The 26,371-nt window shown below is 41.9% G+C and carries 40 protein-coding genes and 1 pseudogene; 13 read left to right on the top strand and 28 right to left on the bottom strand.

Features of this window, described 5'->3' with window-relative positions:
- Positions 1 to 30 precede the first annotated feature (30 nt).
- The 22 genes from LKD48_RS04475 to LKD48_RS04370 form a co-directional block, all read right to left on the bottom strand.
- Positions 31 to 264 carry a hypothetical protein gene (locus LKD48_RS04475; RefSeq protein ID WP_308731333.1) on the bottom strand — a complete coding sequence of 78 codons (234 nt, stop codon included), beginning with the start codon at positions 262 to 264 and terminating at the stop codon, positions 31 to 33.
- Positions 261 to 1,766 (bottom strand): phage minor capsid protein, encoded by a 1,506-nt coding sequence (locus LKD48_RS04470; protein WP_308731332.1) that lies wholly within the window; start codon positions 1,764 to 1,766, stop codon positions 261 to 263. Before LKD48_RS04470 ends, LKD48_RS04475 begins: the two co-directional genes overlap by 4 nt.
- Positions 1,763 to 3,199, bottom strand: a complete 1,437-nt coding sequence (locus LKD48_RS04465; protein WP_308731331.1) for a phage portal protein — start codon at positions 3,197 to 3,199, stop codon at positions 1,763 to 1,765. The genes LKD48_RS04470 and LKD48_RS04465 overlap by 4 nt, the downstream gene beginning before the upstream one ends.
- Positions 3,186 to 4,511 (bottom strand): PBSX family phage terminase large subunit, encoded by a 1,326-nt coding sequence (locus LKD48_RS04460; RefSeq protein ID WP_308731330.1) that lies wholly within the window; start codon positions 4,509 to 4,511, stop codon positions 3,186 to 3,188. The genes LKD48_RS04465 and LKD48_RS04460 overlap by 14 nt, the downstream gene beginning before the upstream one ends.
- Before the next feature lie 7 nt (positions 4,512 to 4,518).
- Complete coding sequence (locus LKD48_RS04455) at positions 4,519 to 5,445, bottom strand: terminase small subunit (RefSeq protein WP_308731329.1); 927 nt, start codon at positions 5,443 to 5,445, stop codon at positions 4,519 to 4,521.
- Positions 5,446 to 5,532: 87 nt separating this feature from the next.
- The gene (locus tag LKD48_RS04450; RefSeq protein ID WP_308731328.1) at positions 5,533 to 5,838 is read right to left on the bottom strand and encodes a hypothetical protein; all 306 of its coding nucleotides are present in this window, start codon (positions 5,836 to 5,838) and stop codon (positions 5,533 to 5,535) included.
- 200 nt (positions 5,839 to 6,038) lie between these two features.
- Positions 6,039 to 6,473: a sigma factor-like helix-turn-helix DNA-binding protein gene (locus LKD48_RS04445; RefSeq protein WP_308731327.1), complete on the bottom strand. Its 435-nt coding sequence runs from the start codon at positions 6,471 to 6,473 to the stop codon at positions 6,039 to 6,041.
- A gap of 30 nt (positions 6,474 to 6,503) precedes the next feature.
- Positions 6,504 to 6,659, bottom strand: a complete 156-nt coding sequence (locus tag LKD48_RS04440) for a hypothetical protein (RefSeq protein ID WP_308731326.1) — start codon at positions 6,657 to 6,659, stop codon at positions 6,504 to 6,506.
- On the bottom strand, positions 6,656 to 7,033 hold the full coding sequence (locus tag LKD48_RS04435; protein ID WP_308731325.1) for a hypothetical protein: 378 nt from the start codon (positions 7,031 to 7,033) through the stop codon (positions 6,656 to 6,658). The genes LKD48_RS04440 and LKD48_RS04435 overlap by 4 nt, the downstream gene beginning before the upstream one ends.
- Complete coding sequence (locus LKD48_RS04430; RefSeq protein WP_308731324.1) at positions 7,030 to 7,251, bottom strand: hypothetical protein; 222 nt, start codon at positions 7,249 to 7,251, stop codon at positions 7,030 to 7,032. Before LKD48_RS04430 ends, LKD48_RS04435 begins: the two co-directional genes overlap by 4 nt.
- A complete protein-coding gene (locus LKD48_RS04425; RefSeq protein WP_308731323.1) occupies positions 7,232 to 7,789 on the bottom strand; it encodes a hypothetical protein in 558 nt (185 codons plus the stop codon). The genes LKD48_RS04430 and LKD48_RS04425 overlap by 20 nt, the downstream gene beginning before the upstream one ends.
- Before the next feature lie 218 nt (positions 7,790 to 8,007).
- Positions 8,008 to 8,211 carry a hypothetical protein gene (locus LKD48_RS04420; RefSeq protein WP_308731322.1) on the bottom strand — a complete coding sequence of 68 codons (204 nt, stop codon included), beginning with the start codon at positions 8,209 to 8,211 and terminating at the stop codon, positions 8,008 to 8,010.
- 304 nt (positions 8,212 to 8,515) lie between these two features.
- Positions 8,516 to 10,381, bottom strand: a complete 1,866-nt coding sequence (locus LKD48_RS04415; RefSeq protein ID WP_308731321.1) for a DUF927 domain-containing protein — start codon at positions 10,379 to 10,381, stop codon at positions 8,516 to 8,518.
- Position 10,382: 1 nt separating this feature from the next.
- The gene (locus LKD48_RS04410) at positions 10,383 to 10,883 is read right to left on the bottom strand and encodes a CHC2 zinc finger domain-containing protein (RefSeq protein ID WP_308731320.1); all 501 of its coding nucleotides are present in this window, start codon (positions 10,881 to 10,883) and stop codon (positions 10,383 to 10,385) included.
- Positions 10,865 to 11,320, bottom strand: coding sequence for an ERCC4 domain-containing protein (locus LKD48_RS04405; RefSeq protein WP_308731319.1), 456 nt, complete (start codon positions 11,318 to 11,320; stop codon positions 10,865 to 10,867). The genes LKD48_RS04410 and LKD48_RS04405 overlap by 19 nt, the downstream gene beginning before the upstream one ends.
- Positions 11,317 to 11,727 carry a single-stranded DNA-binding protein gene (locus LKD48_RS04400; protein WP_308731318.1) on the bottom strand — a complete coding sequence of 137 codons (411 nt, stop codon included), beginning with the start codon at positions 11,725 to 11,727 and terminating at the stop codon, positions 11,317 to 11,319. The genes LKD48_RS04405 and LKD48_RS04400 overlap by 4 nt, the downstream gene beginning before the upstream one ends.
- The gene (locus tag LKD48_RS04395; protein ID WP_308731317.1) at positions 11,687 to 12,214 is read right to left on the bottom strand and encodes a hypothetical protein; all 528 of its coding nucleotides are present in this window, start codon (positions 12,212 to 12,214) and stop codon (positions 11,687 to 11,689) included. The genes LKD48_RS04400 and LKD48_RS04395 overlap by 41 nt, the downstream gene beginning before the upstream one ends.
- A complete protein-coding gene (locus LKD48_RS04390; RefSeq protein ID WP_308731316.1) occupies positions 12,214 to 12,999 on the bottom strand; it encodes a PD-(D/E)XK nuclease-like domain-containing protein in 786 nt (261 codons plus the stop codon). Before LKD48_RS04390 ends, LKD48_RS04395 begins: the two co-directional genes overlap by 1 nt.
- The gene (locus LKD48_RS04385; RefSeq protein WP_308731315.1) at positions 12,989 to 13,129 is read right to left on the bottom strand and encodes a hypothetical protein; all 141 of its coding nucleotides are present in this window, start codon (positions 13,127 to 13,129) and stop codon (positions 12,989 to 12,991) included. The genes LKD48_RS04390 and LKD48_RS04385 overlap by 11 nt, the downstream gene beginning before the upstream one ends.
- Positions 13,130 to 13,193: 64 nt before the next feature.
- Positions 13,194 to 13,388 (bottom strand): DUF6906 family protein, encoded by a 195-nt coding sequence (locus tag LKD48_RS04380; protein WP_308731314.1) that lies wholly within the window; start codon positions 13,386 to 13,388, stop codon positions 13,194 to 13,196.
- 16 nt (positions 13,389 to 13,404) lie between these two features.
- The gene (locus LKD48_RS04375; RefSeq protein ID WP_308731313.1) at positions 13,405 to 13,644 is read right to left on the bottom strand and encodes a hypothetical protein; all 240 of its coding nucleotides are present in this window, start codon (positions 13,642 to 13,644) and stop codon (positions 13,405 to 13,407) included.
- A gap of 25 nt (positions 13,645 to 13,669) precedes the next feature.
- A complete protein-coding gene (locus tag LKD48_RS04370; RefSeq protein ID WP_308731312.1) occupies positions 13,670 to 13,867 on the bottom strand; it encodes a hypothetical protein in 198 nt (65 codons plus the stop codon).
- A 236-nt stretch (positions 13,868 to 14,103) separates the two neighbouring features.
- Between LKD48_RS04370 and LKD48_RS04365 the strand changes: the two genes are divergently transcribed.
- Together LKD48_RS04365 and LKD48_RS04360 are read left to right on the top strand one after the other, a co-directional pair.
- The gene (locus tag LKD48_RS04365) at positions 14,104 to 14,502 is read left to right on the top strand and encodes a hypothetical protein (RefSeq protein WP_308731311.1); all 399 of its coding nucleotides are present in this window, start codon (positions 14,104 to 14,106) and stop codon (positions 14,500 to 14,502) included.
- Positions 14,495 to 14,923, top strand: coding sequence for a hypothetical protein (locus tag LKD48_RS04360; protein WP_308731310.1), 429 nt, complete (start codon positions 14,495 to 14,497; stop codon positions 14,921 to 14,923). The genes LKD48_RS04365 and LKD48_RS04360 overlap by 8 nt, the downstream gene beginning before the upstream one ends.
- Here the strand turns inward: LKD48_RS04360 and LKD48_RS04355 are convergent.
- On the bottom strand, positions 14,910 to 15,149 hold the full coding sequence (locus LKD48_RS04355) for a hypothetical protein (RefSeq protein ID WP_308731309.1): 240 nt from the start codon (positions 15,147 to 15,149) through the stop codon (positions 14,910 to 14,912). The genes LKD48_RS04360 and LKD48_RS04355 overlap by 14 nt on opposite strands.
- 99 nt (positions 15,150 to 15,248) lie before the next feature.
- On the opposite strand from LKD48_RS04355, the gene LKD48_RS04350 reads away from it, so the two are divergent.
- A complete protein-coding gene (locus LKD48_RS04350) occupies positions 15,249 to 16,037 on the top strand; it encodes a DUF4393 domain-containing protein (protein WP_308731308.1) in 789 nt (262 codons plus the stop codon).
- A gap of 154 nt (positions 16,038 to 16,191) precedes the next feature.
- Here LKD48_RS04350 and LKD48_RS04345 read toward each other — a convergent pair whose 3' ends face one another.
- Positions 16,192 to 16,359: a hypothetical protein gene (locus tag LKD48_RS04345; protein ID WP_308731307.1), complete on the bottom strand. Its 168-nt coding sequence runs from the start codon at positions 16,357 to 16,359 to the stop codon at positions 16,192 to 16,194.
- A 122-nt stretch (positions 16,360 to 16,481) separates the two neighbouring features.
- On the opposite strand from LKD48_RS04345, the gene LKD48_RS04340 reads away from it, so the two are divergent.
- Positions 16,482 to 16,850 carry a helix-turn-helix domain-containing protein gene (locus LKD48_RS04340; RefSeq protein ID WP_308731306.1) on the top strand — a complete coding sequence of 123 codons (369 nt, stop codon included), beginning with the start codon at positions 16,482 to 16,484 and terminating at the stop codon, positions 16,848 to 16,850.
- A gap of 311 nt (positions 16,851 to 17,161) precedes the next feature.
- On the opposite strand, the gene LKD48_RS04335 is transcribed toward LKD48_RS04340, so the two are convergent.
- A complete protein-coding gene (locus LKD48_RS04335; RefSeq protein ID WP_308731305.1) occupies positions 17,162 to 17,356 on the bottom strand; it encodes a helix-turn-helix transcriptional regulator in 195 nt (64 codons plus the stop codon).
- Positions 17,357 to 17,455: 99 nt separating this feature from the next.
- Between LKD48_RS04335 and LKD48_RS04330 the strand changes: the two genes are divergently transcribed.
- The 9 genes and pseudogenes from LKD48_RS04330 (at position 17,456) to LKD48_RS04290 (ending at position 24,459) form a co-directional block, all read left to right on the top strand.
- Positions 17,456 to 19,045, top strand: a complete 1,590-nt coding sequence (locus LKD48_RS04330; protein ID WP_308731304.1) for a restriction endonuclease — start codon at positions 17,456 to 17,458, stop codon at positions 19,043 to 19,045.
- 363 nt (positions 19,046 to 19,408) lie between these two features.
- The gene (locus LKD48_RS04325) at positions 19,409 to 20,059 is read left to right on the top strand and encodes a hypothetical protein (protein WP_308731303.1); all 651 of its coding nucleotides are present in this window, start codon (positions 19,409 to 19,411) and stop codon (positions 20,057 to 20,059) included.
- Between the two features lie 11 nt (positions 20,060 to 20,070).
- Positions 20,071 to 21,228: a helix-turn-helix domain-containing protein gene (locus LKD48_RS04320; RefSeq protein ID WP_308731302.1), complete on the top strand. Its 1,158-nt coding sequence runs from the start codon at positions 20,071 to 20,073 to the stop codon at positions 21,226 to 21,228.
- A 35-nt stretch (positions 21,229 to 21,263) separates the two neighbouring features.
- Positions 21,264 to 21,482 carry a type II toxin-antitoxin system MqsA family antitoxin gene (locus LKD48_RS04315; protein ID WP_308731301.1) on the top strand — a complete coding sequence of 73 codons (219 nt, stop codon included), beginning with the start codon at positions 21,264 to 21,266 and terminating at the stop codon, positions 21,480 to 21,482.
- 46 nt (positions 21,483 to 21,528) lie between these two features.
- Entirely contained in the window at positions 21,529 to 21,801 is a 273-nt protein-coding gene (locus LKD48_RS04310; RefSeq protein WP_308731300.1) for a hypothetical protein, read from the top strand.
- Positions 21,785 to 22,063 carry a DUF4160 domain-containing protein gene (locus LKD48_RS04305; RefSeq protein WP_308731299.1) on the top strand — a complete coding sequence of 93 codons (279 nt, stop codon included), beginning with the start codon at positions 21,785 to 21,787 and terminating at the stop codon, positions 22,061 to 22,063. The genes LKD48_RS04310 and LKD48_RS04305 overlap by 17 nt, the downstream gene beginning before the upstream one ends.
- 24 nt (positions 22,064 to 22,087) lie before the next feature.
- The gene (locus LKD48_RS04300; RefSeq protein ID WP_308731298.1) at positions 22,088 to 23,689 is read left to right on the top strand and encodes a recombinase family protein; all 1,602 of its coding nucleotides are present in this window, start codon (positions 22,088 to 22,090) and stop codon (positions 23,687 to 23,689) included.
- 9 nt (positions 23,690 to 23,698) lie between these two features.
- A pseudogene (locus LKD48_RS16490) lies at positions 23,699 to 24,112 on the top strand (manganese catalase family protein); the annotation flags it as partial.
- Positions 24,113 to 24,228: 116 nt separating this feature from the next.
- On the top strand, positions 24,229 to 24,459 hold the full coding sequence (locus tag LKD48_RS04290; RefSeq protein WP_308731297.1) for a hypothetical protein: 231 nt from the start codon (positions 24,229 to 24,231) through the stop codon (positions 24,457 to 24,459).
- A gap of 116 nt (positions 24,460 to 24,575) precedes the next feature.
- On the opposite strand, the gene LKD48_RS04285 is transcribed toward LKD48_RS04290, so the two are convergent.
- The 3 genes from LKD48_RS04285 to LKD48_RS04275 are packed head-to-tail and all read right to left on the bottom strand — an operon-like array spanning position 24,576 to position 26,240.
- On the bottom strand, positions 24,576 to 25,118 hold the full coding sequence (locus tag LKD48_RS04285) for a nitroreductase family protein (RefSeq protein ID WP_308731296.1): 543 nt from the start codon (positions 25,116 to 25,118) through the stop codon (positions 24,576 to 24,578).
- A 53-nt stretch (positions 25,119 to 25,171) separates the two neighbouring features.
- Positions 25,172 to 26,005, bottom strand: coding sequence for an energy-coupling factor transporter transmembrane component T family protein (locus tag LKD48_RS04280; protein ID WP_308731295.1), 834 nt, complete (start codon positions 26,003 to 26,005; stop codon positions 25,172 to 25,174).
- Complete coding sequence (locus LKD48_RS04275) at positions 25,995 to 26,240, bottom strand: hypothetical protein (RefSeq protein ID WP_308731294.1); 246 nt, start codon at positions 26,238 to 26,240, stop codon at positions 25,995 to 25,997. Before LKD48_RS04275 ends, LKD48_RS04280 begins: the two co-directional genes overlap by 11 nt.
- Positions 26,241 to 26,371 lie beyond the last annotated feature (131 nt).

Here is a 26,371-nt window from a genome sequence, read left to right as displayed (position 1 = left end):
TCTCGACTGGTGGTATCAATCAATATTCATTTACATGCCCTCTACATTCCCGATCTGGTCAATGATATCCTGCAATGCTTTGCCCTCAAAGAAAGGCTCCTGCATTACTTCCTCAATGCTGTGTGCCTCCATGAAGTCCTCTCCACACCACATATCGAAATGACCAGCATCAAACGGATCTACTCCACATGCTTTTCCATTATAATCAAAAAGAACGTGTGTACACAAACTTTCAATTCGGTCTCGAAGTTTTTTTGCCGTCATAATATATCTGCATTCTCCTTTCTTTCATTTTCCGTCAGTTCTCTAGTTGGTCTTCCAATAAGTTTTCCATTCACATCATACTTATAGTCATGAGCATGTTCTCCATTTTTGCCATATGGATGCATTTTGGCATTCCCATGATTATTGTTGCTGATCTGCTTGAACTGCTTTCCCTTTTCATCGTAATAATTTCTGTCAATTCCACCTTTCTTGCCAGTCAGCTGAGTAATACTATTCGGTTTTCCTGTCAAAGTGGTCTTTTCAACTTCAATTATATCGTGTCCGGCCGCATTTTTCAATGTTGTTGGCATTGTTTTTTTTAGCTCTGCCTTAGTCGGTGTGAACTTGCCTCGTAAGCCATCCTGATACACTCGCTCCATCTGTTCTGGCAGTTCCATAGCTTTTGAAAAGTCCTTATAAGTTTGCATCTGGCCCTGATACTTGGCTTTTTTTAGCACGATGTCATTCTGATCCGCGCCACCATCCTGCATTAAACGGATATCTTGACGCGTTTTGCGCATATGAGTTTCCATTCTTCGCTGTGCCTGAAGCGCCTCATAGGTGGTATATTGCTTCCCCAAATATTCTTTCGGGGTGTTTTCCTCTTTGATCATCTGGTCAAGTTGCTCATCTGTGTAGGTGCGGACGGATACGCCAGGAATGAACGGCTTGTAATCATGGTAACAATTCCAGCCATGAAGACCCGGCCCCGTTCCCAGTCCGCAGACATCTTTCAGCTGCTGCATCGACCAAACACGGCCTTGCCACGGTTGATGAGTCGGACGCGCTCCAACGTGGTATGAGACTTCGTAATAGTCTGTTTTAAGTTCCTCTGCCACCTGCTCGTTGATTTTTCCTTGCACCTGACGGAAACCTGTCATAATGGCTCGTCTGGCTGCCACATCCACTCGATTATGCCAACCGGAATCGTAATCAATCCACCTGAGTCCCGATGTGGTCATCGTGTTGATTGTACGCTGGAGCACTGTGTTGTAGGAGAAGGCACCTGACTTGATGTCCATTATAGCAGCATCAAGCGTCTGCTGGTAGAACTTCATTGTAGGCGAATATACAATATTTTTTGTTACAGGGTCACGAATTGCAAATCCCATCGAGCCTGTAAGATTTCGGAACGTGTCCTTAGTCTGCCTTTTGGATGCCTCAATCGCTTGTAACAGCTGGATATTCTGTTCAAGAGGAATCTGTTCAAAGCCAGACACCTGACACTCTCGGTCGTGCCCGTAGTATTCACGATACACGTCATCCGAGAAGATCTTGTCTACCTCATCGTCCGTCTTTTCAAGCATTTCCTTAATCCATTTTCGGATCTGTTCTTCCGATTCTCCCAACTGATGCAGTCTGGAAATCTCCCAGTCCGCAGAAGCTGGAGAAAAGCCATTTGCCCTAATGCGTTCCACAACATCTTTCATGATACGTCTTTCAAGTTCAGACATCAATTCTACGAAAGGCTGCGGAATCTGTTCGAGTTCGCCCTGTGTCATTCAATCACCTCTGCCGGTTGTTGAACGGCTGCTTTTGCCTGCTCTTCAGATTCGCCGTAATACTTGGCGCGGTACTCCCACAACTGCATAGCTCCCATACTGACATCTTGCCGATCAGACTGTCTCTCAGCTTCTTTATCCTCGATGATTGAATCATCAAAATCAATTGTTACCTCTGTCTCAAGATTCAACTGATTTCCCAGAACGATTCCTAAGCGTATAATAATCTTCACAAGTTCTTTCAAAACATCTTCAAGAATAACCTCGTGCTTTTTGATCATTCGATACATATCTGAATTTTCTGAAATAACTTCTGTAGCAGTCTTTACGCCCGAGCAATCAAATTTATATCTTTCAGTGCCAAATCCGCACTTCAAAGAAAGATAATTCAAATCGTCATTGATTGCTTTTGAATGCTGTTCTGTTCTGAGGTCCATATTTATTTCTTTTATCAGACCTTCTTTGTCCTTGTCGTAGTTGTCTGGAAGCTGATAGAATACCGTATCTTCTGGATCAAATGCAGGAGTGCCATCTGCATTTTTGACCATCTCCGGAGCGACAAATATTCTTTTGCGCCCTAAGTCAAACTCATTAGTATAAGAGTCATACTCAATATCCAGTTTTTTCAATACATCAATAGCATTTGCATAGATCGCAATTCCCATAGGATTGCTCTCGTCCTCATCTGCATTGTTCACGATGTTCAGTCGATCAATCACATATTGCGGATCTGGAGAGCCAGTCTCAATTCTGGCAGAAAGATAACGAAATGGACTCAGCCGTTTCCATTCCTCTTCTGCCAGTTCCTTGCCTTCCTGGCTTCCCTGCTGGCATTCCAGCACATTATTTTCAATCACATATTGCATTCCGGTTTCAGTTTCTTCCAGTCTATGAAACTGCACCTGCACATACTTCTTCCTGGCTACAGTCTTATAAAAAGTGAATGCACATTCTGTAATTTTGCCATTGCTCCAGCTGATTGGAAAGATATTCGCCGCGCTTACATAATCAATTCCGATCTTGCCGGTTCCCGGAATAATGTGTCCGTCATCTGTCGCTGTTGCATCATACAGATATGGAATGTATGCAACAGTTCCGGAATATGCTTTTCTTTCCTGGTAATCATTTCCCAACACCAGAAAGTGATTTTGCTGAAGAATTTCTTCTACAAAGTTGCCTGTAGCCTCGTCTGATAAAGTAATCTGTACACGTTCATTCAAAAGCAGGTCTGCAATGTCCTCCGAAAGCTTCTTTGCCATTCCAAGGCTTTTCCTCTTCTTTCTGGAGTATGTTCCCTTTCCGGAATAAATGCGGTAAAAAGTGAAATTTCTCACTTTCCCCTTATACCAGCTCTCCCACAAAGCAATCATTCTATAGAAAGATCTATCCACAGTATCAATTCCTTTTTTCTGAAAATAGCTAAATATATCCATCCTCTTCAACCTCCTTTCTCGCAATATCTGCGCTATATTCTCTTTTTTCTGCTTCTATTGGAAGCCATTGCTTTATATAACGCCAAGCCGTCATCACTGCGTATCTTAACGCATCACAGCTGTGATCATTTTCCTTTATCGGCACCTCTTTGCCTTTTTCAATGGACTTCTTATCATACTCATAGGTTCCAAGCTCCCTGTCCAAGTTCTCCTGCTTGGGTGAGATGCTCAAAATATCAAATACAAATGCTTTCTGTACACGGCTGATACCAAGTGCAACATCATTGTCTGCATCTCTGATCAGAACGCCGTATTCCGGAAGTGATCTGGTTGCTCTTCGGATTTCTTCTTGAAGGCCCTTTGCCGATGGATCTAAGCATATATAAAAGACTTTGATTTCATACTCTTCATGTAGCTCATTCATGAACTCCACAAGATCCTGCGCATATTCAGAAGGGCTTCTCTGCGTTCCTGAATCGCGTCCGCTATGATAATATTCTCCCAGCCCCGGAAACTTTTGCCGATACACATCGAGTCCAAATGCCTGATAGGTCGTTGCGTTCTGCTGTCCGTAATCACCACCAATATATGCCCTCTCGTAGGTTCGACCTTTCTCAGGTCTCTTCCGGTTTCGGCTGGAATACATGTAGTAAATCAGCTCATCAACACCCACTGACTCTCCAAGCCATGTCCAGCGATACATCTTTGGGTCTACTGCTTTCATGGCCTCTGCGGAACTGATCAAGTCTTGTCCAAGCCAATCAACAGGGACGTCTCTGTAATCGGTATGTATGTGAATGCAGTCAGGTCTCTGCTCCATCTTCTTGCACCAAAGATTTACAGCTGCATTTGGATTCTTCGGAGGGTTATAGAGGTAGATCATCTGGAATCCTGCCTTATTTCCACGAACGAATGTCGCCTCTATATTGGCAAGTTCATCCTCGCCTTCACCATCGTCAAAGAACTCTGTCAGCTCATCCAAGACAACTAACTTGATTGGCTTGTCTTCGTCAATAATACCTTTTGTATCGTCGATGCCATCTGAGCCAGAGAAGTAAATTGTGGTGTTGTACTTCTTATAGGTGATCTCCATCGGGCTTTTCGTTATGTAGAACCTATTCTTTGGAATCTGCAAGCGATTGATTCCGCGGAGCATTTCTTTGTAGACGGTCTTCCGAAGCTTGTTATGATGTTTACGAAGCACCACTACAGACCCATGCCGATCTGATACAATTTGGTAGTCTGTTCGGATCGCAGCAAAGCTAGATTTCGTGCCAGCTCGGCCAGAAGTCAAAATTATATGTTTATACATTTTATTGTTAAACACCGGAAGATACTTCGGTATTACTATCTCTGATATCCTGACTTGTTTTTTCGTCCGCATCATTTATAATCTCAACTCCATCATCTTCATTTTCAACTGGCTGCGTAGATAATCTCTCTGTTTGGGCTTTGATCTGGGCAATCCGCGCTCGCTGCTCATCTGTTGCCAGATCCATGTGTGCTGCAAGCCAATCAAGAGCTTTCATTCGATCCGCAAGTTTGATGCTTGCTCCATCACGGCCTTGCTTCACCTCTGCCACAATGGTGCCATCTACCTCAGCGGAAGATCTGAATCGAACAGTATTTACTGTCTTGGTAAGTTCTTTTTCTTCGCCAGTATCAGGGTCTTTGACCTTTACCGGGCCATACAGCGCCATGACAGGGACCTCTTCAGTGCCAAATTCGAGATAGTCTGTGATGTCAGCAAAAGCAATGTCGATATATTTTTGAAAGATATCAGACTCATCCAGCAATTCCCGACTCAATCGGGTCTGCTTCAAGCGCCGAATTTCTTCCCGAATGTTATCAAATGTTATCATTCGAGAACCATTTGTGCGGGCTGAATATTCATCGCATTGATATGCTTTTTGGTATGCTTTGGTCGCGTTGAAGCAGCGAACGTAAAGCAAGCAGAAAAGCCGCTGTTTATCAGTTAAATCCGGAGCTTCAATTATCTGCTCAACCTCTTTTTCTGCCGTTACCTTTTCCTTTTGTTTTTCTTCTTTTTTTCTTTTGGAGCGTTCCGTATTTTTACGGAGCGTTCCATTCAATTGATCATCCCAAGAATCTTTTGATTTCCATCCTCTAATTGTTCCTGGCGAAACATTTAGTTGACTTGCAATCTCAACTAAATCAATATTTCCAGCATTCTTTTTATAGATCTCGAAAGCTTTCCCCCTGTTCGGGTCTCTCGCTCTTGCCAAACCTCACCACCTCTCATTCGTGTTGTTTTGGGTATAAGAAAAGCAGCCCCGAAGGACTGCCTTTTAATTTTATTTTACATTTAATCTTTAATCATAATGATCTTCAAAATCATCTTCTTCAAAGTCATCTTCTTCATCGATATCATTTAATAACTCTGCTTGTTCCATTTGTTCTTCTAAACTCGGTTCGGCTTCTTCTTCCGATTTTTCTCTCATCTTTTCAAATGCTGCAGTTTCTTCCGCTGTAAATTCTTTACTATAACCACACCATGGAGTACTACAGACATATTTTTCTTCAAAAAGATCTACTTCTAATACTCCTTCCTTACATTTGGGACAAATTCTTTTATCAAAATCACCAACTCCACCTTTTGCCAATAATTTTGAACTCATATCATCCTCTCCTTTCGAATAATGGACATACTTACAAGATCTTATTCGAAGATATCACATTTACAATAGAAAATCAAGTAATAGCCGGTATTTTATTAAACTTTCGCATTATTGTATTATAACAAAAACACATGCCGCCAGTATGTTTGCTGGCGGCTCCAAGGGAGAAATATACCGGAGGCCTATGACCTCTATTGTTATTATAAATGTGTTTTTTGTGTTTTGTGTGCAAATTTCAAATATGAATCAATTTTTCTGCTTACAACACTCCTATCCATATTCATCTTTCTTCCGACCTTCTCTTGTGTCAATCCTTCAAGAAAGTACATCTGGAAAATCCTTCGTGTCCTGCTGTCCCGGATTCCGAAGACCCACTCCTCAATACAATCCTGTTCAGCTTCAAGCTTCACAATCTGAGTCTTATACCGTTTACGACGTTTTGCTCCAAGCTCGTAATCATATCCGACAACTGCCTGTGGCATTGGATACCCTTTCCGGTAATCGAAGATCACATCATTTCCGATTAGGCTGTCACCCTCACCCAGATGATCAAGCTTGTACTTCAGCTCCTTGATCTCGTCCCGATTGCTCCGGTACGCTTCCAGGCGCTCCCGTGTCATGCCTTCTGTTTCCATCGGTATCACCTCCTCTCACCCTACTACAAGCTACTCTTCGGTGTCTTCCTGGCTAACAATCTCCGCCGCAGTTGGCACAGCATTAATCACATCTCTAAACATATCGTATATTGGCTTATGCTCAGGATACTCCTGTTCAGCCTCATCAAGTATAGAAATGATAAAATCTGCATCAATTAGTCTCATAATCGCTTACCTCCGTTTCTTCGATACGGCTCTGGCAGAGGCATCCATGCCACAACATCACGAATCGGTAATGTACGACACTCAAAATATTCATCTCCAAACACCCTGATGTAATGAGCGATCATCATACCACCGCTTCTTGTCTGTACCAGATATCCTGTGCAATGATCAATGCTTATGTCATGCAGATCTTCCACATCAGGGATCTGATCCGGACTGAATCCAGTATTCTCGTACTCCATAAGCTTCCACAATGCGCCGTAGATCTTTTCCCACATTTCATCCGTGATGACTTGTCCTGCATACAATGATTTCCATGCAACACCACTTAAAGCCCAATTACCTTGACTATCAGTTTCTGTTAATCTACTCATCTTGTTCTCCTCCACCAACGTGCCTTACTTCTTGGCCGCTGCTTAATACTTTCAAGGAATCCCGAATATGTACGGTTTACTCGTTCCTTCTCTGCTTCTACCAATCTACACTCTGTGTACTTGATTGTATCGCTGATCTGCAGCTGGATCCGATCTTCTTCGCCCGGATTGTAACCGTGTCGCTGCTGATATAGCTTCTTACTCTGACGTTTGTTCATGTGATTCTCCTTTCTGAAGGTCCTGAAAATCAACGTATGTATTTGCAATAGCCAGATCGGTTGATGTCTTTTCAAGATAATATTCCTTGATCGCTTCCCTTGCTGCCCATTCTGGAATATCCTGAATCATTGTCAAACCACACACTGCTGCAATCTCGTCTGGCAATTCATTCCGTGCCTTGCTTTGTAGTCTGAGCAGATGTCCAACACATCCAAGTAACGATCTCTTATTGCTGATAACTGCCTCCTGTAACTTAGGATCTTCTCTCACTGCCTTATTGACCACGATTAATATTCCTGTTAAGACCACCGACTGACGCAAATCCAGATCAACGCTCTCAAGAAGTAATCTACCGATCGCCAACTCTTTCTGAGTTGTAAGCGTAGGTTCTTCGCCCATCAGGTAGCGCTCTGCTGTTCGCACTGTAAGTCCGTTCGCTTCTGCCAGGCGGATCACACCTTCCAGATCGCCTTTGCCCTTCAGCATTGCTGCCTGCAGGTTTAATTCCTTCAGTGTACACATATTTTTGTTTTTCATCTCTTTTACCTTCCTTCTCACGATTGTTGATAAATGCGATTAACATATCCTCTACGAATGAATCCGTATACTTTTTAGATAACTGCTGGCAATCACTAATCAATGCGTTCCAGTATGCATCTGTATTTTCTGGAATCCAGTACTTCTTCGTTAGCGTCCAGAACTCCTGCATGAACTCACTGATCTGAGGGATATCTTTCTTCATCACACTTGCCATATCAATACCCCATATGCTTCTTTCTTACTTCTTCGTAGTTCTCATCGATCACTAAACCCTCAGAGTCAAGTACCGCACATATTGCTGCTGCGCATTTGACATTATCTAACTGTGTCCGCACATATGCAGATACGATTCTATCCAGGATACGCTTTGCTTCACGCTCTGGCATGCGATTGATGTCCAATTCACCTTTCACCTGCATAATCTACCTCCTGTATGTGATGCACATCACCCGTTGTAACCGTTTTTGAATTTTTGTAACCACTCCGTTACCACATGTTGGGTAACGCTTCAAACCCGCATATTTACTTGATTTTATGAGCATGTTACCAGTGTTACCGGTGATTTTGTGCTTTTTTATTTTTGAAATTTAAAATTACGTGATTCTTATTATTTTTTTATTTTCTGTATATAAGACACGGTTTTCCCTTGGTTTCAGTGGTAACGTGGTAACACCATGCATTTTTTCCAGCAAAATCAAGGGTTTTCGTTGTTACCGTTACCGGTTACACAAACGGTAATGTTTCCTGTTCATTCTGTGGTATCGGCACAAAACCGCCCTCATCGGCCGGCTCCTCTCCCTGCTCGATCAGTATGCAGATGCACCTGGTCAGCTTCCCATTGATGCGTTTCACCTTGGTAACACGACCCTGATCCTGCAAAGATAGCTTCTTCTTTTCCAGCCAAGACATAATACTCTTGCGTGAAAATCCACCAGCTTCACACAGCTCGTCAAATGCCTGGGTAAAGAAATACACATAGTCTCCATCCAGCACACCCCACTTCTCACAATTCGTCTCATCATCAAAGCGAGCAGGGTTCATCTCCACCTTATCGCAGATAAACCGATATGCCCTGTCATTGTCAGAAAGCTCTGAGCGGTCAACTAAGACGTTCTTCGCATCGGTAATGGAAATATACTGCTTGTCCTTAAAAATGCGCTCTGTGGCGATTCTGTCCGCTGTGAGGATAATCGAGAGAGCCGTTGCCTGCTTCTGCATCTTGCTATCATCAATCAGTTCATTCAGAATACCCTCCTGAATGGTTCGTACCGCCTCTCTGCCCATATCCGTCACGATCTGGACAAATTCTTCACCAGCAAAGCCATAATTGCCCTTGACCGTCTCAGCGGTCTCACGTGGATCCTGATAGATATAGTCTCCGCACTCAATTTCCAGAATACGATTTATCGCACCGCCCTGGCTCACATAGGTTTGCAGAGCACGTTCGCCACTAGTCAGGATGCAGTTCTGCCACCGATTCTCCCTGTTGACGCCCAGATCGCGGTTTGAGCGGCTTTTACCCTTACCAGAGCATAAATCATACACCATGCCCTCAAAATTGCCTCTGATGCGATCTGAGACCTTGCTGGTGTCATCCATTACAAGCGGCAGATGATTCAACATGTCCGCTCTGGACTCTAGCGCAGTATCTGTAGTCTTAAAGTCTCCGATGTACTTATTCTCGGCCGGATCCGCCCAGACCGATGCAGCCACCATCAGCGTCACCGTCTTGCCACCCTCTGTCTCTCCCCACAGATCTACGATGAATGGCAGCCCTCCAAGCAAAGAAACCAGAACCGATGCAAACGATGCTGCCAGCATCAGCTTAATCTCCATCTTTCCTGATGCACGCAGCTTCTTTATATGTCGGATCCAAAGCTCTCTACTGCCATACTTTGAGATACTCTCGTACAGATCCCGGAAGCGATTGTCACCATCGAACACGACCTCCGTGTTATACGGCATAAAACCGTCCTTGATCCAGCCCAGCTTGCTCGTAGAATACTGCACATCAATCTCATCATCGTTCATATTTTCCACATCTGATAAATACCGAACCAGATACTTTGCGTTCTCAGATGTCACTGCCACACCTTTCGCGGACAATGAAACAATCTTTGCGGCAGAGGTAATCGTAGTCTTTGCAACAATTACCTCCTCCCAGCGGCCAGATCGCTTAAAAGCCAACTTAATCTGTTCGTCACCGGTCTCAATGTTCTTCAGGCGCTCGATCGGCAAGATCGGATGGTAACATGCCAGGATATCAGGAGAGAATGGATTTGTGGTCTGCTGGTAGATGCCATCCTGAGTTGCAATCCATGATCGACACTTCATTTTCGGATATGGCGGTCCAAAGTTTGTCCAATTCTCAACGCTCTGTGTTTCCTGTTTACGTGGCTTCTCCTCTGCCACTTTCTTATACGCTTTTAATAGCTGCTTAAACTGTCGACCAACCTTCAGCTCATCAGCCCTCTCCTCCGCTGACAAGATCATCCTTGCTTTCTGGATCTCATCCTCCTGTGAGAAGATCTCAATGAAGATCTCCTCACTCAAAATCGTCTTTGCTGTATAGTTATTAAGTGGTTCCATATCACCACCTCGTTTCCAGACCGTACAGACAGCACTGCTCATAAAGCTGCAGCTGATAATTGTTGTATGCTTCGCACCAGGCATCTGACAACGGTTCAGCCATCTTCAGTGCATCCCTGTACAGATCTATTTTTTTCCCATTTTCCTGTTTTTTTACATCAAGAGCTGCTTGTTCTTTCTGGCGCATCTCACGCTGCTTCTCAAAGTGATACTGCTTCATCCGGCGCGCAAAATTGGATTCCTTGCTCTTATCCGGATAATCACCGCCTAACAGCAGGAAGGCATCCTTAAAGGATACGCCCTCCATACGCTCAACAAACTTAAAGATATCTCCTGATGCTCCACAGCCAAAACAGTAAAAGCTGTCCTTATATATCTTGAGAGATGCTGTCTTCTCCTTGTGGAACGGGCAGCAAATGAAACCTGCTCGATTTGGATGCAGTCCATACAGCGCCACAACATCTCCCATTGATCTGCTCTGCTTTATCTCTTCTCGATCCATGCAGTATCCTCCAAAAGCTCCACGATACGACGCCCTGTGCTGCGCTTATCACAGAACAAGAACTCGACACCATAGGCAATATGCACCCGATAGATCTCAGCTGCCAGCTGCCGTCCGGTAACACGACTGTATGTACTTTTCCATTCAGCCACGTCCTTGATCGACTTAATCTTTCCACCATGCTCACAGAGGATGACCATCTTCACCTTCTGCTCTCGTGATCGTCTGACCTCCCGCCAGAAACGTCCTGAGTCCTTCGTACACAGATTGCTGCAAAGCTCATCCAAATTCTGCTTGCGATCGATCACAAACTTGTCCTGCCCTTCCAACATGTAATCTGCAATGTCAAGCTTCTGAATCTGGTACAGAATGCCATGCTGTTGGAAGTACTTCTCAATGTGCTGCCATTTCTTTTCCCGGCTGTCAACGATGATCAATTAAATGGCAGCCCTTCATCATCTACATTATCCGGAATCGGTTTGAAGCCAGATGGCGGCCGTGACGCAACTGGACGCTGATAACCGGTATTGTTATCAGACTTACTTCCACAAAAGCTTACGGAGTCCACCAGACAGATCAACCGGGAATTTTTCTTTCCGTCTGCTTCCCACTCCTCCGTTATCATGCGACCTTCTACAATGATCTCCTGTCCCTTAAGGAACCACTTGTTCAAGAACTCAGCTGTGTGTCCCCATGCCTTGCAGGGCAGATAACACAGCTTTTCCGATTCCTTATACTTGTCCGACCAGGCAACTGAAACCTGTGCCATAGCAACATTGCTCGGCGTATACTTCATTACTGGATCACTTACCAGTCGGCCCTGCAGGATTGTTCTGTTTATCATCCGACTCCTCCTTCATCTTCGCCATTGCCTTTCTCGCACATTCGATGCACAGTGCTCTTCCATACTGCTGCTTTCCAAGCGCTGCAATCTCCTCTGCGCTTTTGCTTCCTGCACCCTGAATTGGCTGTCTACAGTCTGCACAGATATATGTCTTAATTGACGGAGCCTTTGGACGAATCCGAAGCGCCTCAACAACATCACCAAATGCACGAACCTTTGCTGCATAAAGCGTGATATACTTGCCATTCCAATCCTCTATGTAAGGACCATATAGCTTTTCAATGGTCTTGCAGTTGGTCACGTTTAAGATCATCGGCTTCTGATCCTTCAGGTACGCAACCGTACACTCTTCCTTCTTTCCGTCCGCTCCCGTTACCATTTCTCTGCGAACCTGGCTGATCTGAACCGTCAGATCTTTACCTGGATCCAACGCATATGCTCCAATATAATCTGGATTGATTAACTTCTTCCAATGTGTCTGTGCCATTATACTTCCTCCCCATACGCAAACAGTCCCGTCTCAATTCGATCCGGACCTTCATATCCATACCAGTTACCACTGACCCTGCACTCATGCAGCATTCCGATATACTCCCGGAACTTATCATAGCCCTGCTGGATAAACTCCTCGCTGCAATCGTAAACTCTCACCGCATAAGGTGGCTTCTTTTCCTGCGCCACAAACTTGAATCCATAACGCTGAAATGTATTTGCAAAGACGCCCTCCGTGTACATTCCAGCCTGGAAGTCATATCCATACTTTCTGACAGATCGCTCGAAATCCATTCCGGCACAGCTGTCTGTTGTCTTATAATCCACCAGATACAGCTGCCCTTCGTACTCTGTCATGCAGTCTGGGCGGCACTTGCACCGCTCCCCTGTATCTGGATCTGTCCAGAAGAAACTCTGCTCATGCTCTCCTGTCAGCAGCTTCTTTGCCAGTTGGTGTTTGTTGATTACCTCTGCCATCTCGCACATAACCTCATAGTCATCCTGGCTTACAATATCCTTGCCCTCATTCTCTGCCATAAATGCTGCATACTGCTCCTGGCCTGCCTTTGTTCTTCTATTCACGGTCGGGCATACCACAAATTCACTTTCAAAGTCCCCCGGCTCCAGAATCATCTTGTGAAGTGCTCTGCCAAACAACAGAGCTGGTGTGTCCTCCTTTGGATGAGTCATCTGGTACTGAAAATGCAACGGGCTCTTGCGCATCTCAAACAGATCCGAACGGCTAATACCAGGATCTTGTCTATATTCTTTATTTGTCATCTTCCTGCTCCTCTCTGATCTGTGCTTCTGCTCGCACAGTTTCCTGTTCTTTCTTTTCGATCTGACAATCACAGGTTTCTCCTGGATCCAGATTTGCACCGCAATACTGGCATGTTCTGTAGTAACTCATATCATCACTTCTTTCTAAAGGCTTGCATTTTCCATCAAACTGAGGTATACTGCAAATGATTAGTTTATTTGTGCCGCTGACTGGGTCTGCCAACCCGCAGCGGCTTTTTCAATGTGCGGCTGACTCCAGCGCCACGGCTGACGATATGTAGCTCTTCATCGGATTCCGATAATACCAACCAGTTCTGCCAGATCAGTCTAGCAGCCATGATAATTGCCTTCTGATCACGTGTTGGCTTTGTCGCTTTGCTCTTTCCCATTGTGCTTCTCCTTTCGTTAAATCAACGCAATAATCCATCCGATCATAACGCAGACCACCGACCATGCGATCATATTGACCGTGTTCGCGATCGGCTGTTCCTCCTCTGCCGTTCTCTGCTCTTCCTCCTGCATCAGACGGCGCAAACGCATCTTGTTACGCTCTGGATCGCTCATAAAGCTTGGAACCTGTGGTGCACGGCTCTGATCCACTTCGTCCATTACGTACTTTCCGTTTACCTCGATAATCTCGAACATCTTTCCTCCAATTTCTGTATGTACTTTACATACTCAGTAACTTCTTTTCTTCCATTGCTTTTCTTTCAGCCTCTTTACGTTCTCTCTCCTGGCGCTCCAACGCAGCGTCAATCTTTAACCACAGATTTGCACTGGCCTTCTCCCACTCCACTGGATCCTTGATCGCACAGCTATCATCAATTGCGATGTCCGTGTTTCCGATTTTGGTTCTGTCAATAATCACCTTGCTACCTCCTGACTTTCTGTTTTACTCTATGCCTTACGGCTTGTTCATTAAAACTACAAGGTCGGCCGACCATTCCCCTCTGCCGGAGTCGGACCGGCAGTACACCATAGGGGTAAATTTAATTTCTTCTAAAATAAATTACTTTCTTATCACATTTTTTCTAAATTTTTCTTTCCCTTGAAATATTTACGTCGCTATGATAGAATGCATTTAATATTTCAAAGGAGAAATGTATGTTAGGACTAATTGCTGATATTACTGGTATACTAAGTTTCATTATGTCTATTGCTATATTTTTCGTATCACATAGTCTTTTACGCGATATGGCAAAACGTCAACAGGATTATAATTCCAAACGAATTGACATTCAGTCTGATTTGATTGCACTCAGAGATAACATATGGAAAGATCATTTAGACAACCTAGAAATTCGAAGCCGTCTACGCCAAGCTCTCTATTCATATCGTAATCAATACTGGTTAATTGCATTTCCGTTTCGCCTGTATCACATACAATGTAGCCTGCATTATATAAAAGGTCCTATAAAGCCTAAGAACAAAGAACGGCTTTGTAATCATATAGATTACTTAATAGGCAACATGGATAAGGAGGAAATAATTAAAAATGGATAACAACTTGCTTCTTGAGAAACTAATAAAAATGACAAAAGATAATTCTCTTTGTTGGGTACGATATTGTCAATCTCAAATTGAATTAAAACCTCTTCCTCCATCTCCATTGGATGATGGGCCGTTCAATATAGCAAATTCGTTTGCTCCGCTTAGTAAGGGAATAGATACCGAAAACAGTTATGTTTGCCACTATAATCAGGGTTATTTCTTTTTGCTACTGTATGACAATCTTTTACAGAATTCCCTTACATTACGTGTCCAAACTGATAGTGCCGAATATTCCCGAATATATCTATCTACGTCAGATACTGATGATGTTAATGTTGTAGCCCAGCTAAAACGCTTATACAACTTAATTTCTTCTCATGAATCAACTCAAGACGTAGACAATTTCATAAATTCGTTTATTAATGGCGAATAAATTCATTTACAAAGGCATCTACTTTTTTTTGGCTATCAATTTCCTTAGACAGTTCTTCTGGCTGTCTAAGGATTTTTTCTGCCATTTGCATTACTTGCTCATTCATTTCATGTTTTAGGTTTTGGACTTCTTTTCTGCATTCAGTAATTTCCTGTTCTAAAAGCATGATACGTTTTCTTGATAACCACATTACTGTTTTTCTATGCTCCTTTCTGCTCAGTTCCACTTATTGATCAACTTCGCTTGACTTCCTATCTCTTCTGCTCTATCCTTTCTTTACAGGCTGCTGCAACAGCCGAGTACATTATCAAGAAAGGACTTATATATGTCAGAAGAAACAACTACAGACATTAGCGTTATCAAATTACCCAAATCGGTTGATAAAGCTGTCAAAAACCTTACGGATGAACCCACAAAAAATATAGGCCATACTTTTGGTGACATCTGGTATCTGGTCTTCGGTAGGTTTTCTCATGCTGCCGATAAAAGACGTATAAAATACGATCTGGAGCTAAAGCAGTATCAGAAGGAACTCACAGAAAAAATGAATGCTATTCCTGATGATGAAAAGCAGGAACCTTCATTACAAGTAACCGCTCAAGCTCTCGAAAATTCCAAATACTGCATTTCGGAACCAGAATTAAGAGAAATGTTTGTTAATCTTATTTCAGGCTCTATGGATCGTCGTGTTTCTAATTTTGTTCATCCATCTTTTCCTGAAATAATTAAACAGATGTCACCACTTGATGCAGAAATAATTAGTGGATTTAAAAAACAGCCTAGTCAGCCTATTGCTAATTTTGTTTTAAGGGACAAAATTAGCAATTCTAGCACCATGTTGGACAGCTATCTATATTTTGATTTAAACACAAGTCACTCTTATGTCTATGCATCCTCTATCTCATCCTTAGAGCGCTTTGGCCTGCTATCAGTTGACTTCATGAGCTGGTTTACTAACGATTCGCATTATGAAATTTTCTCCAAATGGAGTTATTACCAGCATCTAAAAAAAGAATATGAACAGCCTGGCTCTAATAAATTTGTAGAAATTAATAAAGGAATATGCTCTCTTACTCCTCTTGGTCATTTTTTTGTTGATATCTGCATATCATAGACTCTGTCTCGTGAACAAAGTCCTTCGTCATATTGCAAATATCATCTACATGGCCATCCACTATGTTAAAGTAGTGAATGGCCAATAGCTTTGTCGTAATGACTGACACTACTACTGAGCATCCGATACAAACTAATACCAACATTCTTTCCTCCTATGCTGTCTTCTGGGGCTGTGAATCTGGAATCCGACAAAGGATTCCAAAAAGCATTCCATATACCTTGCACTGGTCCTCTTTAGATAACAGTGGAGCCATAATCTGGATGTTAGTTAATGTGTCGTCAGTTAACTGGATTTTACTGATATCTACTGTCTGTGTCATAAGCTCACCTCCTTTTGTGCTTCTGAGACTATTTTAAGTCCTATACGCACTTTTGTCAATATCTTTTTGTTGACATTCGCACTTTTTTTTGTTATATTGTGCTTGGAAGGAGGTATCTTACAATGGATAAGCGTTTAAAACTGGTTCGAAAAAAATTAGGACTCACTCAGCAGGAAATGGCCGATCGTTTACACATTAAGCGAAATACTTTCGCCAATTATGAATTAGGTCGTAACGCACCTATAGACGCGGTTGTTACATTAATTTGTAAGGAATTTGGTATCAACGAAGTGTGGCTAAGGACTGGTGAAGGTGGCGAAGATAGTATGTTTACCAAAGTTGATGAAGATGATCGCTACTCAATCAACCTTGGCAAGCTAAGTGCTACTGATAATGAAACTGCTCAGAGGATGGTTAATGCAATTGCTGAAAGTAGTCCTGAAGAGCTGAAAATTATTGAAGCTTTTATGAAAAAATGTCTTGGTCTATAAAGAAAGAGGCCGGCCCTTACAGGTCAGCCCCTTTCTTTTTTCATTGTCACGATAATCAGATAAATTCGTCTCAATATTTCGCTATCCGTTATTTCATCCAGTAACTTTTTAATTTCTCTTTTGTAATCCATTCCCCCTGCATCTCCTTCCTCTTATGCGGATTCGACACTCTTGCTTATGTACAAACATGTGTTTGCTTATATAATAACAGCAAACACATGTTTTGTCAAGATTTTTACATTTCTTTTTGATACATTTACAATATCACATATTTTCACAAATGTAAATACATGTCCGGTAAGCCGGACAACCTACTTATATGGACTATCAAACAGATCTGTTATATGCAATCCAAGCCCCTGCGCAATCTTCTCCAACGTGTCTAATCTTGGACTTGCACCATCACAGATGTCCCCGATCGTAGACTTTGGCACCCCACACAGCTCCGCAGCTTGTCGGATCGTCAGGCACTTCTGCTCCAATATTTCTTTTACTTTGATCTTCACAATCTATACACCTCCTATTTTTCAATAGTTTGTGTATTCCACTTGAATTAATGCGTTTTATGTTGTATTTTATATTTATAAATTATTGGAGGTCACCAAATGTCTGAACAATCTGAACAAACTTATCCTAAATTGCATACGAGGAAGATCATTATTGTCACAGCCGTTATTCTCAATCTATTATTTGGCAATGCTGCATACCACAGTACACTTGATGGAAAGCCTGTTACTATTATCAACTGGTTATTTTTAATGGCTGCAGCAAACATTATGTGTATTATTCCTATATGTCTTATAATTCTTTTATATTGCAAAATAAAGAATAGATCAATAGAGCGCGCTGAAGCCAAGGCTCAAAATACTACTCAAAGTAAATCTTCAAAGGTCTACTTTTCTAATGCTTCAGTAAAACAACATAAAACTACCATTGCTTCAAAGCAACCTATTAAAGAAGCTACTGTTCCAAATTCTCCGCCTTCAATAAATTCAGCGGTTCAAAAATCTGTTTCATCCAATAATGCCCTAAAAGCTGTTTCAGAAAATATTGATATTCAAGAGCCTTTGCCTTCATCAAGTTCAGAGAAAGAACAGATTTCTATTTCTTTAACGCCTATAGTCGATGCAGAACCCAAAAGAAAAACTTCCGTCTCTGTTAATTCTGCCCATCAAGAGTTACTGAAAAAATATGCAATCATTACCCCACTTGATACTACAGACTTTACAGATTTTGATTTCTTCGTGGAAGCAGGAATGCTATGCATAGAACACTTTTCTGATCCCTATAAAATCAAGCTGCTTCAACGCCATCTTGGAATTGGATTCAATCGCGCCAGTAGGCTATGCGACCAGTTAGTTTATTATAAAGTCCTGAATTCAAAAGGAAGCCATTACGATGTAATTATGGATCGGGATTCTTTTTACGCACTTGTGACAACTTTTCATGGACGCATGCCTGAAAAGCAATTTCGTCCTGTTACAGCCTTAACCAATGAAGACGTAATTACTCCTATTGATACAACAGACTTCACTGACTTTGATTTTTTCTTACATGCTGGTATAGTAAGTATAACAGATCCAGATCACGACAAACTCAGACTAATTCAACGTCATCTCGGGATCGGATTTAGCCATGCCGCCAGATTGTGTGACATATTATATTATTATAAGGTTTTAAAATCAGATATGGAAAAACAATGCGGTTATAGTTATTATAATGTAATCATGGACCTAGATTCTTTTCTTAAGCTTACAGGCAGCTTTCATGGACATATGCCAGAGGAATCTACATCAAAAGAACTCGATTATATGATGAACGATCATATCCCTTCAAGTAAACGCGGTCAGCACTTTGAAACTCAATGCGCAGAACTCTTGAAGAAAAATGGGTTTATAAATGTTATTGTTACTAAAAAAAGTGGAGATCACGGTGCTGACGTTCTTGCTGAAAAAGATGGTATTTCCTATGCAATTCAATGCAAGTATTATTCTAGCGCTGTAGGCAATTCAGCAGTGCAGGAAGCTTTCTCTGCAAAATCATACTATAGAAAAGATATTGCTGTTGTCATGACAAACTCATATTTTACACGTCCAGCTAAAGAAGAAGCTGCCAAGAACCAAGTAAAACTTTGGGATAAAGATAAACTCCAAATTTTTCTTAAGAATAGTCAATCAACTGATAGTTCTCAATAATTACTTTACTTTTCAATGATCGCCTGATAAAATGAAACATATTCCCCGTATATGCGGGGGTGATCCTCTGGCACTTCTTTCCATGACAAAGCTGCTTAAATATTCCCCGCGTAGGCGGGAGTGATCCTGGTCAAATACTTTTCTTCTTTTCCATCCTCAGATATTTCCCCGCGCCCGCAGGGTACCGCCCCGACACATTTGTGCCGGGGCAATTTATTTGCTTATTGGATTAAATCGGCATTTTTTATCTAAATATGTTTATTAAGTTCACTTTACATTTTTATTGTTTTTACAAGATAATATTGACTATTTTGTTCTATTCATATATAATAATTAATGTATTATTTGTAAAGGAGCAATACTATGAATATTATAGAAGCATTTAATTTTGATTTCAACCACAATCTCTCTTCTTATCTGTGTAAGCAGGTACTTACTGCCACAGCAGCATTCCATATTTTATTGAAAGAGAATTCTGACTTTTTCTCTTATCCTGAATTTAGCTCTGTAAAAGGAACTCTGCTGAACTACAGTATTGAACGCAGTTTATATGACGCTGCATTTTCTGCAGATGCTTCGTATAAAGCTTACCAGCAAAAAGTCAATAATTTTAACCGTTCTATTCTTCACCTTGAAACCGAACATTTTCGCGTAACAGCCGCAAAAACCATGAAGTGGAATACGCTTCCTTATGCATCCAACTATAAAAGAAATTATGCCGCAGCCAATTCCGGATGTTCTGGTCAGCTTTCGTTCGACTTCGTTACTCAATCAGTATCACAGGAGCCTTATTATGCAATCCTCACATACGGATATAATTCGTTAGCGCAAGAATGTAATCATATAGATTTACTTCTCCCAGATGAAAATTTTGCCAATTTCATTTATCGTAAAGATCTTTTATCCTTGCAAACCTCTGTATCAGCTGTTCCTTCCGCAAGCGAAGTTGAAGAAACTCTTGCAAAATTAAAGCCGGAATTCGAAGCACAAATTGTAAATTTAAAAGCAAATTAAAGGTGATTATTATGACTAAAAAAGATATTATTCCATATAGAATAAAACAAGCCCGAGTCTCCCGTGGATATTCCATGGGTGAACTCGCTGATCTCCTTGGTATAACACGTTCAGCTGTGTCTCAATATGAGCTGGGTACAATCGGCCCTACAGATTATATCATAGGGCAAATGTCTTCTGTACTTAAATATCCAATTTCTTTCTTTAGCAAAAAGCTCCCTGAAACAACCAATGCTAATAGTGCTGTATATTTTCGTAGCAGACGTACAACCGCTCAGAAAGCAAAAAATGCAGCAAGAGAAAAGATATCAATTTTTAGGGAAATTAATGACTATTTATCGTTCTATGTTGATTTCCCTAAACCCAACTTGCCCAACATAGGATGTAATAACCCTGTGACTCCCTTAAGTCTAAATGAATTGGAGAATTATGCTTCCCTTCTTAGAAATTATTGGAAACTTGGTTCTGGTCCAATTGAAAATCTTACATCCGTTTTACAAAAAAACGGCATTATGATATCTGTCATGGATCTTAATAATAAAAAAATAGATGCTTTTTCTGTTTGGTATAACAGTATCCCCTATATTTTTATTAGTAAAGATAAGTACAGTAATGCTCGCCTTAGATTTGATCTTGCTCACGAATTAGCTCATCTGCTACTTCACGCTAACACTTACGTTGATGATGATTTAGAGAATAAAGCTATTTCAGAAAAGCTCGAAACCGAAGCTGATACTTTTGCTGCTTGTTTCTTGTTACCTAAAGAAACCTTTTCTCGTGATGTCTATTCAACTTCAATAAACCATTTTATTCAGTTAAAGAAGAAATGGAAGGTTTCTATCGGTGCCATGATCTACAGATGCGCTGACTTGGATATCCTTAGTCCTAATCAAATTAAATATCTTAAAGATCAAATGACATATGGACATTATTGGAAGCGTGAGCCGCTTGATGATCAAATCCCACTAGAAACTCCTATTGCTCACAAGCAAGCTTTTGAATTACTTCTCGATAATAATATTGTTACTGTCAGCGATATTGTTGACTCCATTGGTTGTTCTCCATCCGAAATTGAGGAATATTCTTTTTTGCCTGAAGGGATGTTAAAACCATCTGCTCCGACTGGTATAATTAAGTTAAAAGACAAGATTGCCCAATATCGCAATTAATAAAAACTCAAAAAAACATAAGGAAGGACTTAACTATGACATGTTTTTATTGCAAAGGCAATGTTCAGCCCTCTACCACTACTTGCATGACCGACCATAATGGTTGCCACATCATTATTAAAAATGTTCCATGTGAGAAATGTACTCAATGCGGAGAAGAATATTTATCAGACGAAACACTACAAAATATCATTAAGCAGGTCAATGGAATGTTGACAGAAATTGCAGTCGTTGATTATAAAAAGACTGCTTAATCTTTCAGATGTAAAAATTTAAATATTGAAAAGGAGATTACTTATTATGATGTATCCGTTTATGACACTGAATGATAATACAGAAATCGTTCACTCCGAAATGCATCCAGGCGGTAAAGTAAAGGTATATATTGAGACACCTGATGAGCAATATTGTTTCCGCCACGCTACTTGCTGGCTTCCAGATTACAAGTGGGAAGATATTTACCACTACTCAGAAGAAGAAATTGATAAGTTCGATGAGATCATCCACTCAATGGCTCATCTCATTATGGAATTTTCTCAGAAAGGTGGGTTTGAAAATGCCGCAAGTTTTTAGATTCGGCCAATATTGTGTGTACTTCTGGACCAATGAAAATGAACCACTTGAACCAATTCACGTTCATGTCTCCGCAGGTACACCATCTTCTAATGCAACCAAGATATGGCTAACAAGCTCTGGAAACTGTCTGCTTTGTCACAATCGCTCTCAAATACCAAATCATGTACTTCGTAACATCATGCGAATGATTGAAGCGCGGCACAATGATGTTGTTCGTGCATGGCTAAAGTATTTTGGAGAAATTCGATACTATATTTAATAACTCTTATGAAAGGAATTTTCTATGGAACTAAACAGAACCGGCAGATATGTAATGTATCTGCGTAAGTCCCGAAAGGACGATGAATACGGTGCTGCATCCAATGAAGACGTACTCGCGCGGCATGAGCAGCTGCTGCGCGATACCGCCAAGCGAAACAAGATCATTGTCTCCGAGATCTACCGCGAAGTCCGATCTGGTGACAGCATTTCAGCTAGGCCAATGATGCAGCAGTTACTCTCTGAACTCGCTGATGGTCGATGGGACGGCGTACTGGTTGTTGAGATTGAGCGATTGGCTCGCGGTGACACAATTGACCAGGGCATCGTTGCGCGAGCTTTTCAGGACTCTGGTGCGATGATCATCACACCAATTAAAATCTATGACCCAAACGATGAATACGATGAGGAATATTTTGAATTTGGACTTTTCATGAGCCGCCGCGAATACAAAACGATCAAGCGCCGTATGCAGCGTGGCCGTGTGGCAGCTTCAAAGGAAGGCAAATTTTGTGGAAACAAAACACCTTATGGATACAAAAGAGAAAAGCTCTCTGGAGAAAGTGGTTTCCAGCTTGTTCCTGATCCGGAAGAAGCCGAAGTGATCCGGAAGATCTATGACTGGTATGTAAACGGTATTCCTCAGCCAAGCGGTAGCCGTACTATGGCTGGTATGGCTGCGATTGCAAATCAGCTCACTGCCGAAGGATATGCGCCACGATTCACCAGTGTCTGGAGCCATAATACTGTGTCTGATCTCTTAAAGAATCCAGTGTACATTGGAAAAATCACATGGGGAAAGAATAAAACGATTGATTGTCTGCAAGAAGATGGAACGCTTCGCTTTCGTGATCACAGGCAGTCATCGGCGAATGTCTTTGATGGACGCCATGAGCCGCTGATCACAGAAGATCTGTATTTTGCCGCTCAGCGCAGACGTCACAGCAGCCCACATTCACACACACACTATGTTGCAGACTGCAGCAATGCCCTAACCGGGCTTATCAGATGTAAATACTGTGGGCGCAACCTCTTCTACCGAAAGGCCAGCGCCAGAAGCCCCAAGGACATCATGCTGTGTGGCAACCACGAATGCCTTAACATTGGTTGCTTTTACGATGTCCTTGAAGCGCGAATCATCGATGCAATTCGCATGTACGCTGATCAAAATTCCAAGCCTGTGAAAAAACCTAAGCACGATGGCTCTTTGCAAACATCCATTAACAGAATCCAAAAAGAATTGGATGCCTCTGCTACACAGCTTGACCGCATCTACACAGCTTATGAGCGCGGTGTCTATGCAGATGATGTCTTTCTGGAGCGTTCTTCCTCCGTGAAGAAAAAGATCTCTGATCTGCAGCGTACACTCAAAGATCTGCAAGACCAAGAAGCAAAGCAAAAACAGGCAGATCAGGAACAGGTTGATATGATTCCGAAAATGCGGCATCTGGTTGAGACCTACTGGACGCTTAGTACGCCCTCTGATCGCAATGCAGCCTTAAAAGAGGTCATTGATCATATCGAATACGAGAAACACAAGAAAAGCCCAAAAGGCGGCCCTTTTGACAACTTCTCTCTTGTGATCTATCCTCGTCTTTTTTCTTCGCCTTTTTACTTCAATAACTGACGCTTATATGAACTTGCCCATATCGAAATCGTCTGCGCGATTATCTATCAGCTGACAAAAAATCTTTCTGTAGAAGAAATTAAGGCTTCTGGTTTTGATAAATATTATGTTGATCATACGCTCGGCATCTGGCCTCAGGCTGCTGGCGGTATCCCATTTAATGCCTGCGTTTTTCAGGTCAAGGGTGATCCCATCACTGATCTGACGGAAGACCTCGCTGCTGAACAAAAAGCACGCTCCACCTACGATAATATTCTGCGCTTAATAAGCGATCCAGAAATTTGTGATCCTATTCGTTTCCTGCGCCAGCGCGAAATTGTCCACTTCCAGCGTTTCGGTGAAGCACTCGTCCATGTTCAAGAGGGCCTTCCGAAAAATGTTTATGCCTACAATCCGGCCTTTGATAATAAAAACCGTTGCTAAGTGCAGCCCTTGACGATGCCTCTGCTCATATGATAAAATCCTTTCTGTAGCATCATGTATAATGCAGTAATTAAAATATCTATGCAAAATACAAAAGTACAGAAAGGATTTTTGAAATGAACCCAGCTAAAATATTTCAGTTAAAGGCTTCATGGGACCGCTTTGCAGCAGCCCACCCGAAGTTTCCGCTTTTTTTACGTGCTGTCTCTGACGGTAACGTAATGCATGAAGGCACTATTGCCGAAATTACTATTACAACAGCCGACGGACGCAAATATGAAACAAATTTAAAGCTTACAGCAAATGATCTGCAGCTTTTTGATGATGTCCGTCAGATAGTAAAATAAAAAAATTCAACGGTCTGCTGTTTATTTGAGCAAAGGCCGTTGAATTTTTTATTTTTTATTTATCGAAATGTCACATCAAACTCCATTAGAAAAAGCCACAAATTAATTGAGATCATTTACACGAAGCGAAGCACGTCCTCTGCCGTCTTTCTTGTCGGTGCATCTGGTGTAAATTTTTCATATCCAGCAGCAAGTAACACGGCAACTTCCTCTGTCTGCGGAATGCCAAGCTTTTCCTGAATATACGCTGCGTCATAGATACCAAGCATGACCGTTCCAACTCCCTGTGCATGAGCAGCGAGTGCGAATGTTTGTGCTGCTACTCCAGCGTCAAACATCTGCCAACCTTCTTTTTTGTCGGTGCTGTAGGAGCCATCCTTTTCAAAACCGCAGATGCCCTTTACATACGATACCACAATCAATACTGGTGTCTGCTTAAGTGTCTTTGTATTAAAGGCAAAGTCGCAGCAGCCATTTTCTGCGATATCATCAATGATTTCTCGTTTGTCTACCACAGTATAGCGCGGTGTCTGAGAATTTTTCCATGATGGTGCCCAAATTGCAGCATCTACGATTTTTTGAATCGTCTCACGCTCTACTGGGCGATCTTCAAATCTTCTTACACTTCTTCTTGTTTTGATGCATTCGAATACTTCCATTTATTGTTCTCCTCTCTACTTAAACTCACATTAATGATTAGTGTTAAAATCAATTAACCCACAAATGGATTATAAAACCTTCCAAACCGAATTGTCACGAATAAGCTTATGGCAAGTAGCACTACGCCAATTGCAATTGCGATAAAATCTCTTCGTGCAAATGGTCTTTTTGTATACCATGTGCGCTTTTTATTTTTACCAAAGCCACGCAGCTCCATTGCATTTGAGATCGTGTCGATTCGGTTTAAGCTTGTTAATATAAGCGGCAGCAAAATGTTTACCGAGTTTTTCAGTCTGGCAAAAAAGTGCTCGTTTTTGCCAAGCTCCACTCCTCTTGCCTGCTGCGCCTGACTTATGCTGTGATAATCTCTCTGAATATCAGGAATATAGCGAAGTGCAATTGCAACAGAATAGCCTACTTTATAGGAAATTCCGATACTATTTAAGCTGGCAGCAAACTCACTTGGATTGGTTGCCGAGATAAAAAGGATTGCAACTGGCAGCGCCACAAAATATTTCAGTGAAATGTTCAGCATGTAAAATAACTGTTCTGCTGTCACATCATAGCGCCAGAATAAATGAAACAGTACATGTCTGGTGCCATAAAGAGTTGTTCCCTGATTCGGGTCAAATAAGAAAATAAATAAATTATTGAGTACCAAAAATACAAGCATGAAAATCATCATAAAGCGCACTTCACGGTACTTAATATGGCTTAGCCTAAATGCAACAAGACTTACAGCAAACAATCCGAGCAATACCCAGGTGTTGTATGTAATCATGCTGGCAAAGGTAAAGAGCAGGAAAAACGCCAGCTTGGTCGTTCCCGTCATTTTATGAATCACACTGTCGCGTTCTAGATAATTTAATACCGTTTTAGCGGCCATGGCTGCGAACCTCCCTGTCTTCATGAATAAATCTCTCTACAAAGCTTTCCGGCGGCGTGATTTCACAGCGATTTGCCAGCGTAAAAAGGCTCGTTTCCTTTAATGCGGCGCGCGCTACAAGTGATGGATCACACAGCACCTGTGATGCTCTGCAATCGGCAATCAGCTGTCCATCAGAAAATACAAGCGCTCTTGGTGTGTACTCTAACATCAGATGCATATCATGTGTAATCATGCTGACTTAACCCAGCGGCAAGCCACTGGTGTTCCATTGACGGAGTTCTAGTGTCTGCGTACATCGCAAGGACTTTGGCAGACACATCTGTTCCGGAGCAACAAAACTCGCGAACAAGCAGTCCTACGACC

Source organism: Anthropogastromicrobium aceti (genome assembly GCF_020687335.1).
Taxonomy (GTDB): domain Bacteria; phylum Bacillota; class Clostridia; order Lachnospirales; family Lachnospiraceae; genus Anthropogastromicrobium; species Anthropogastromicrobium aceti.
Note: the sequence above shows the minus strand (reverse complement) of the source record. Positions and strands in the feature narration are given on the sequence as shown.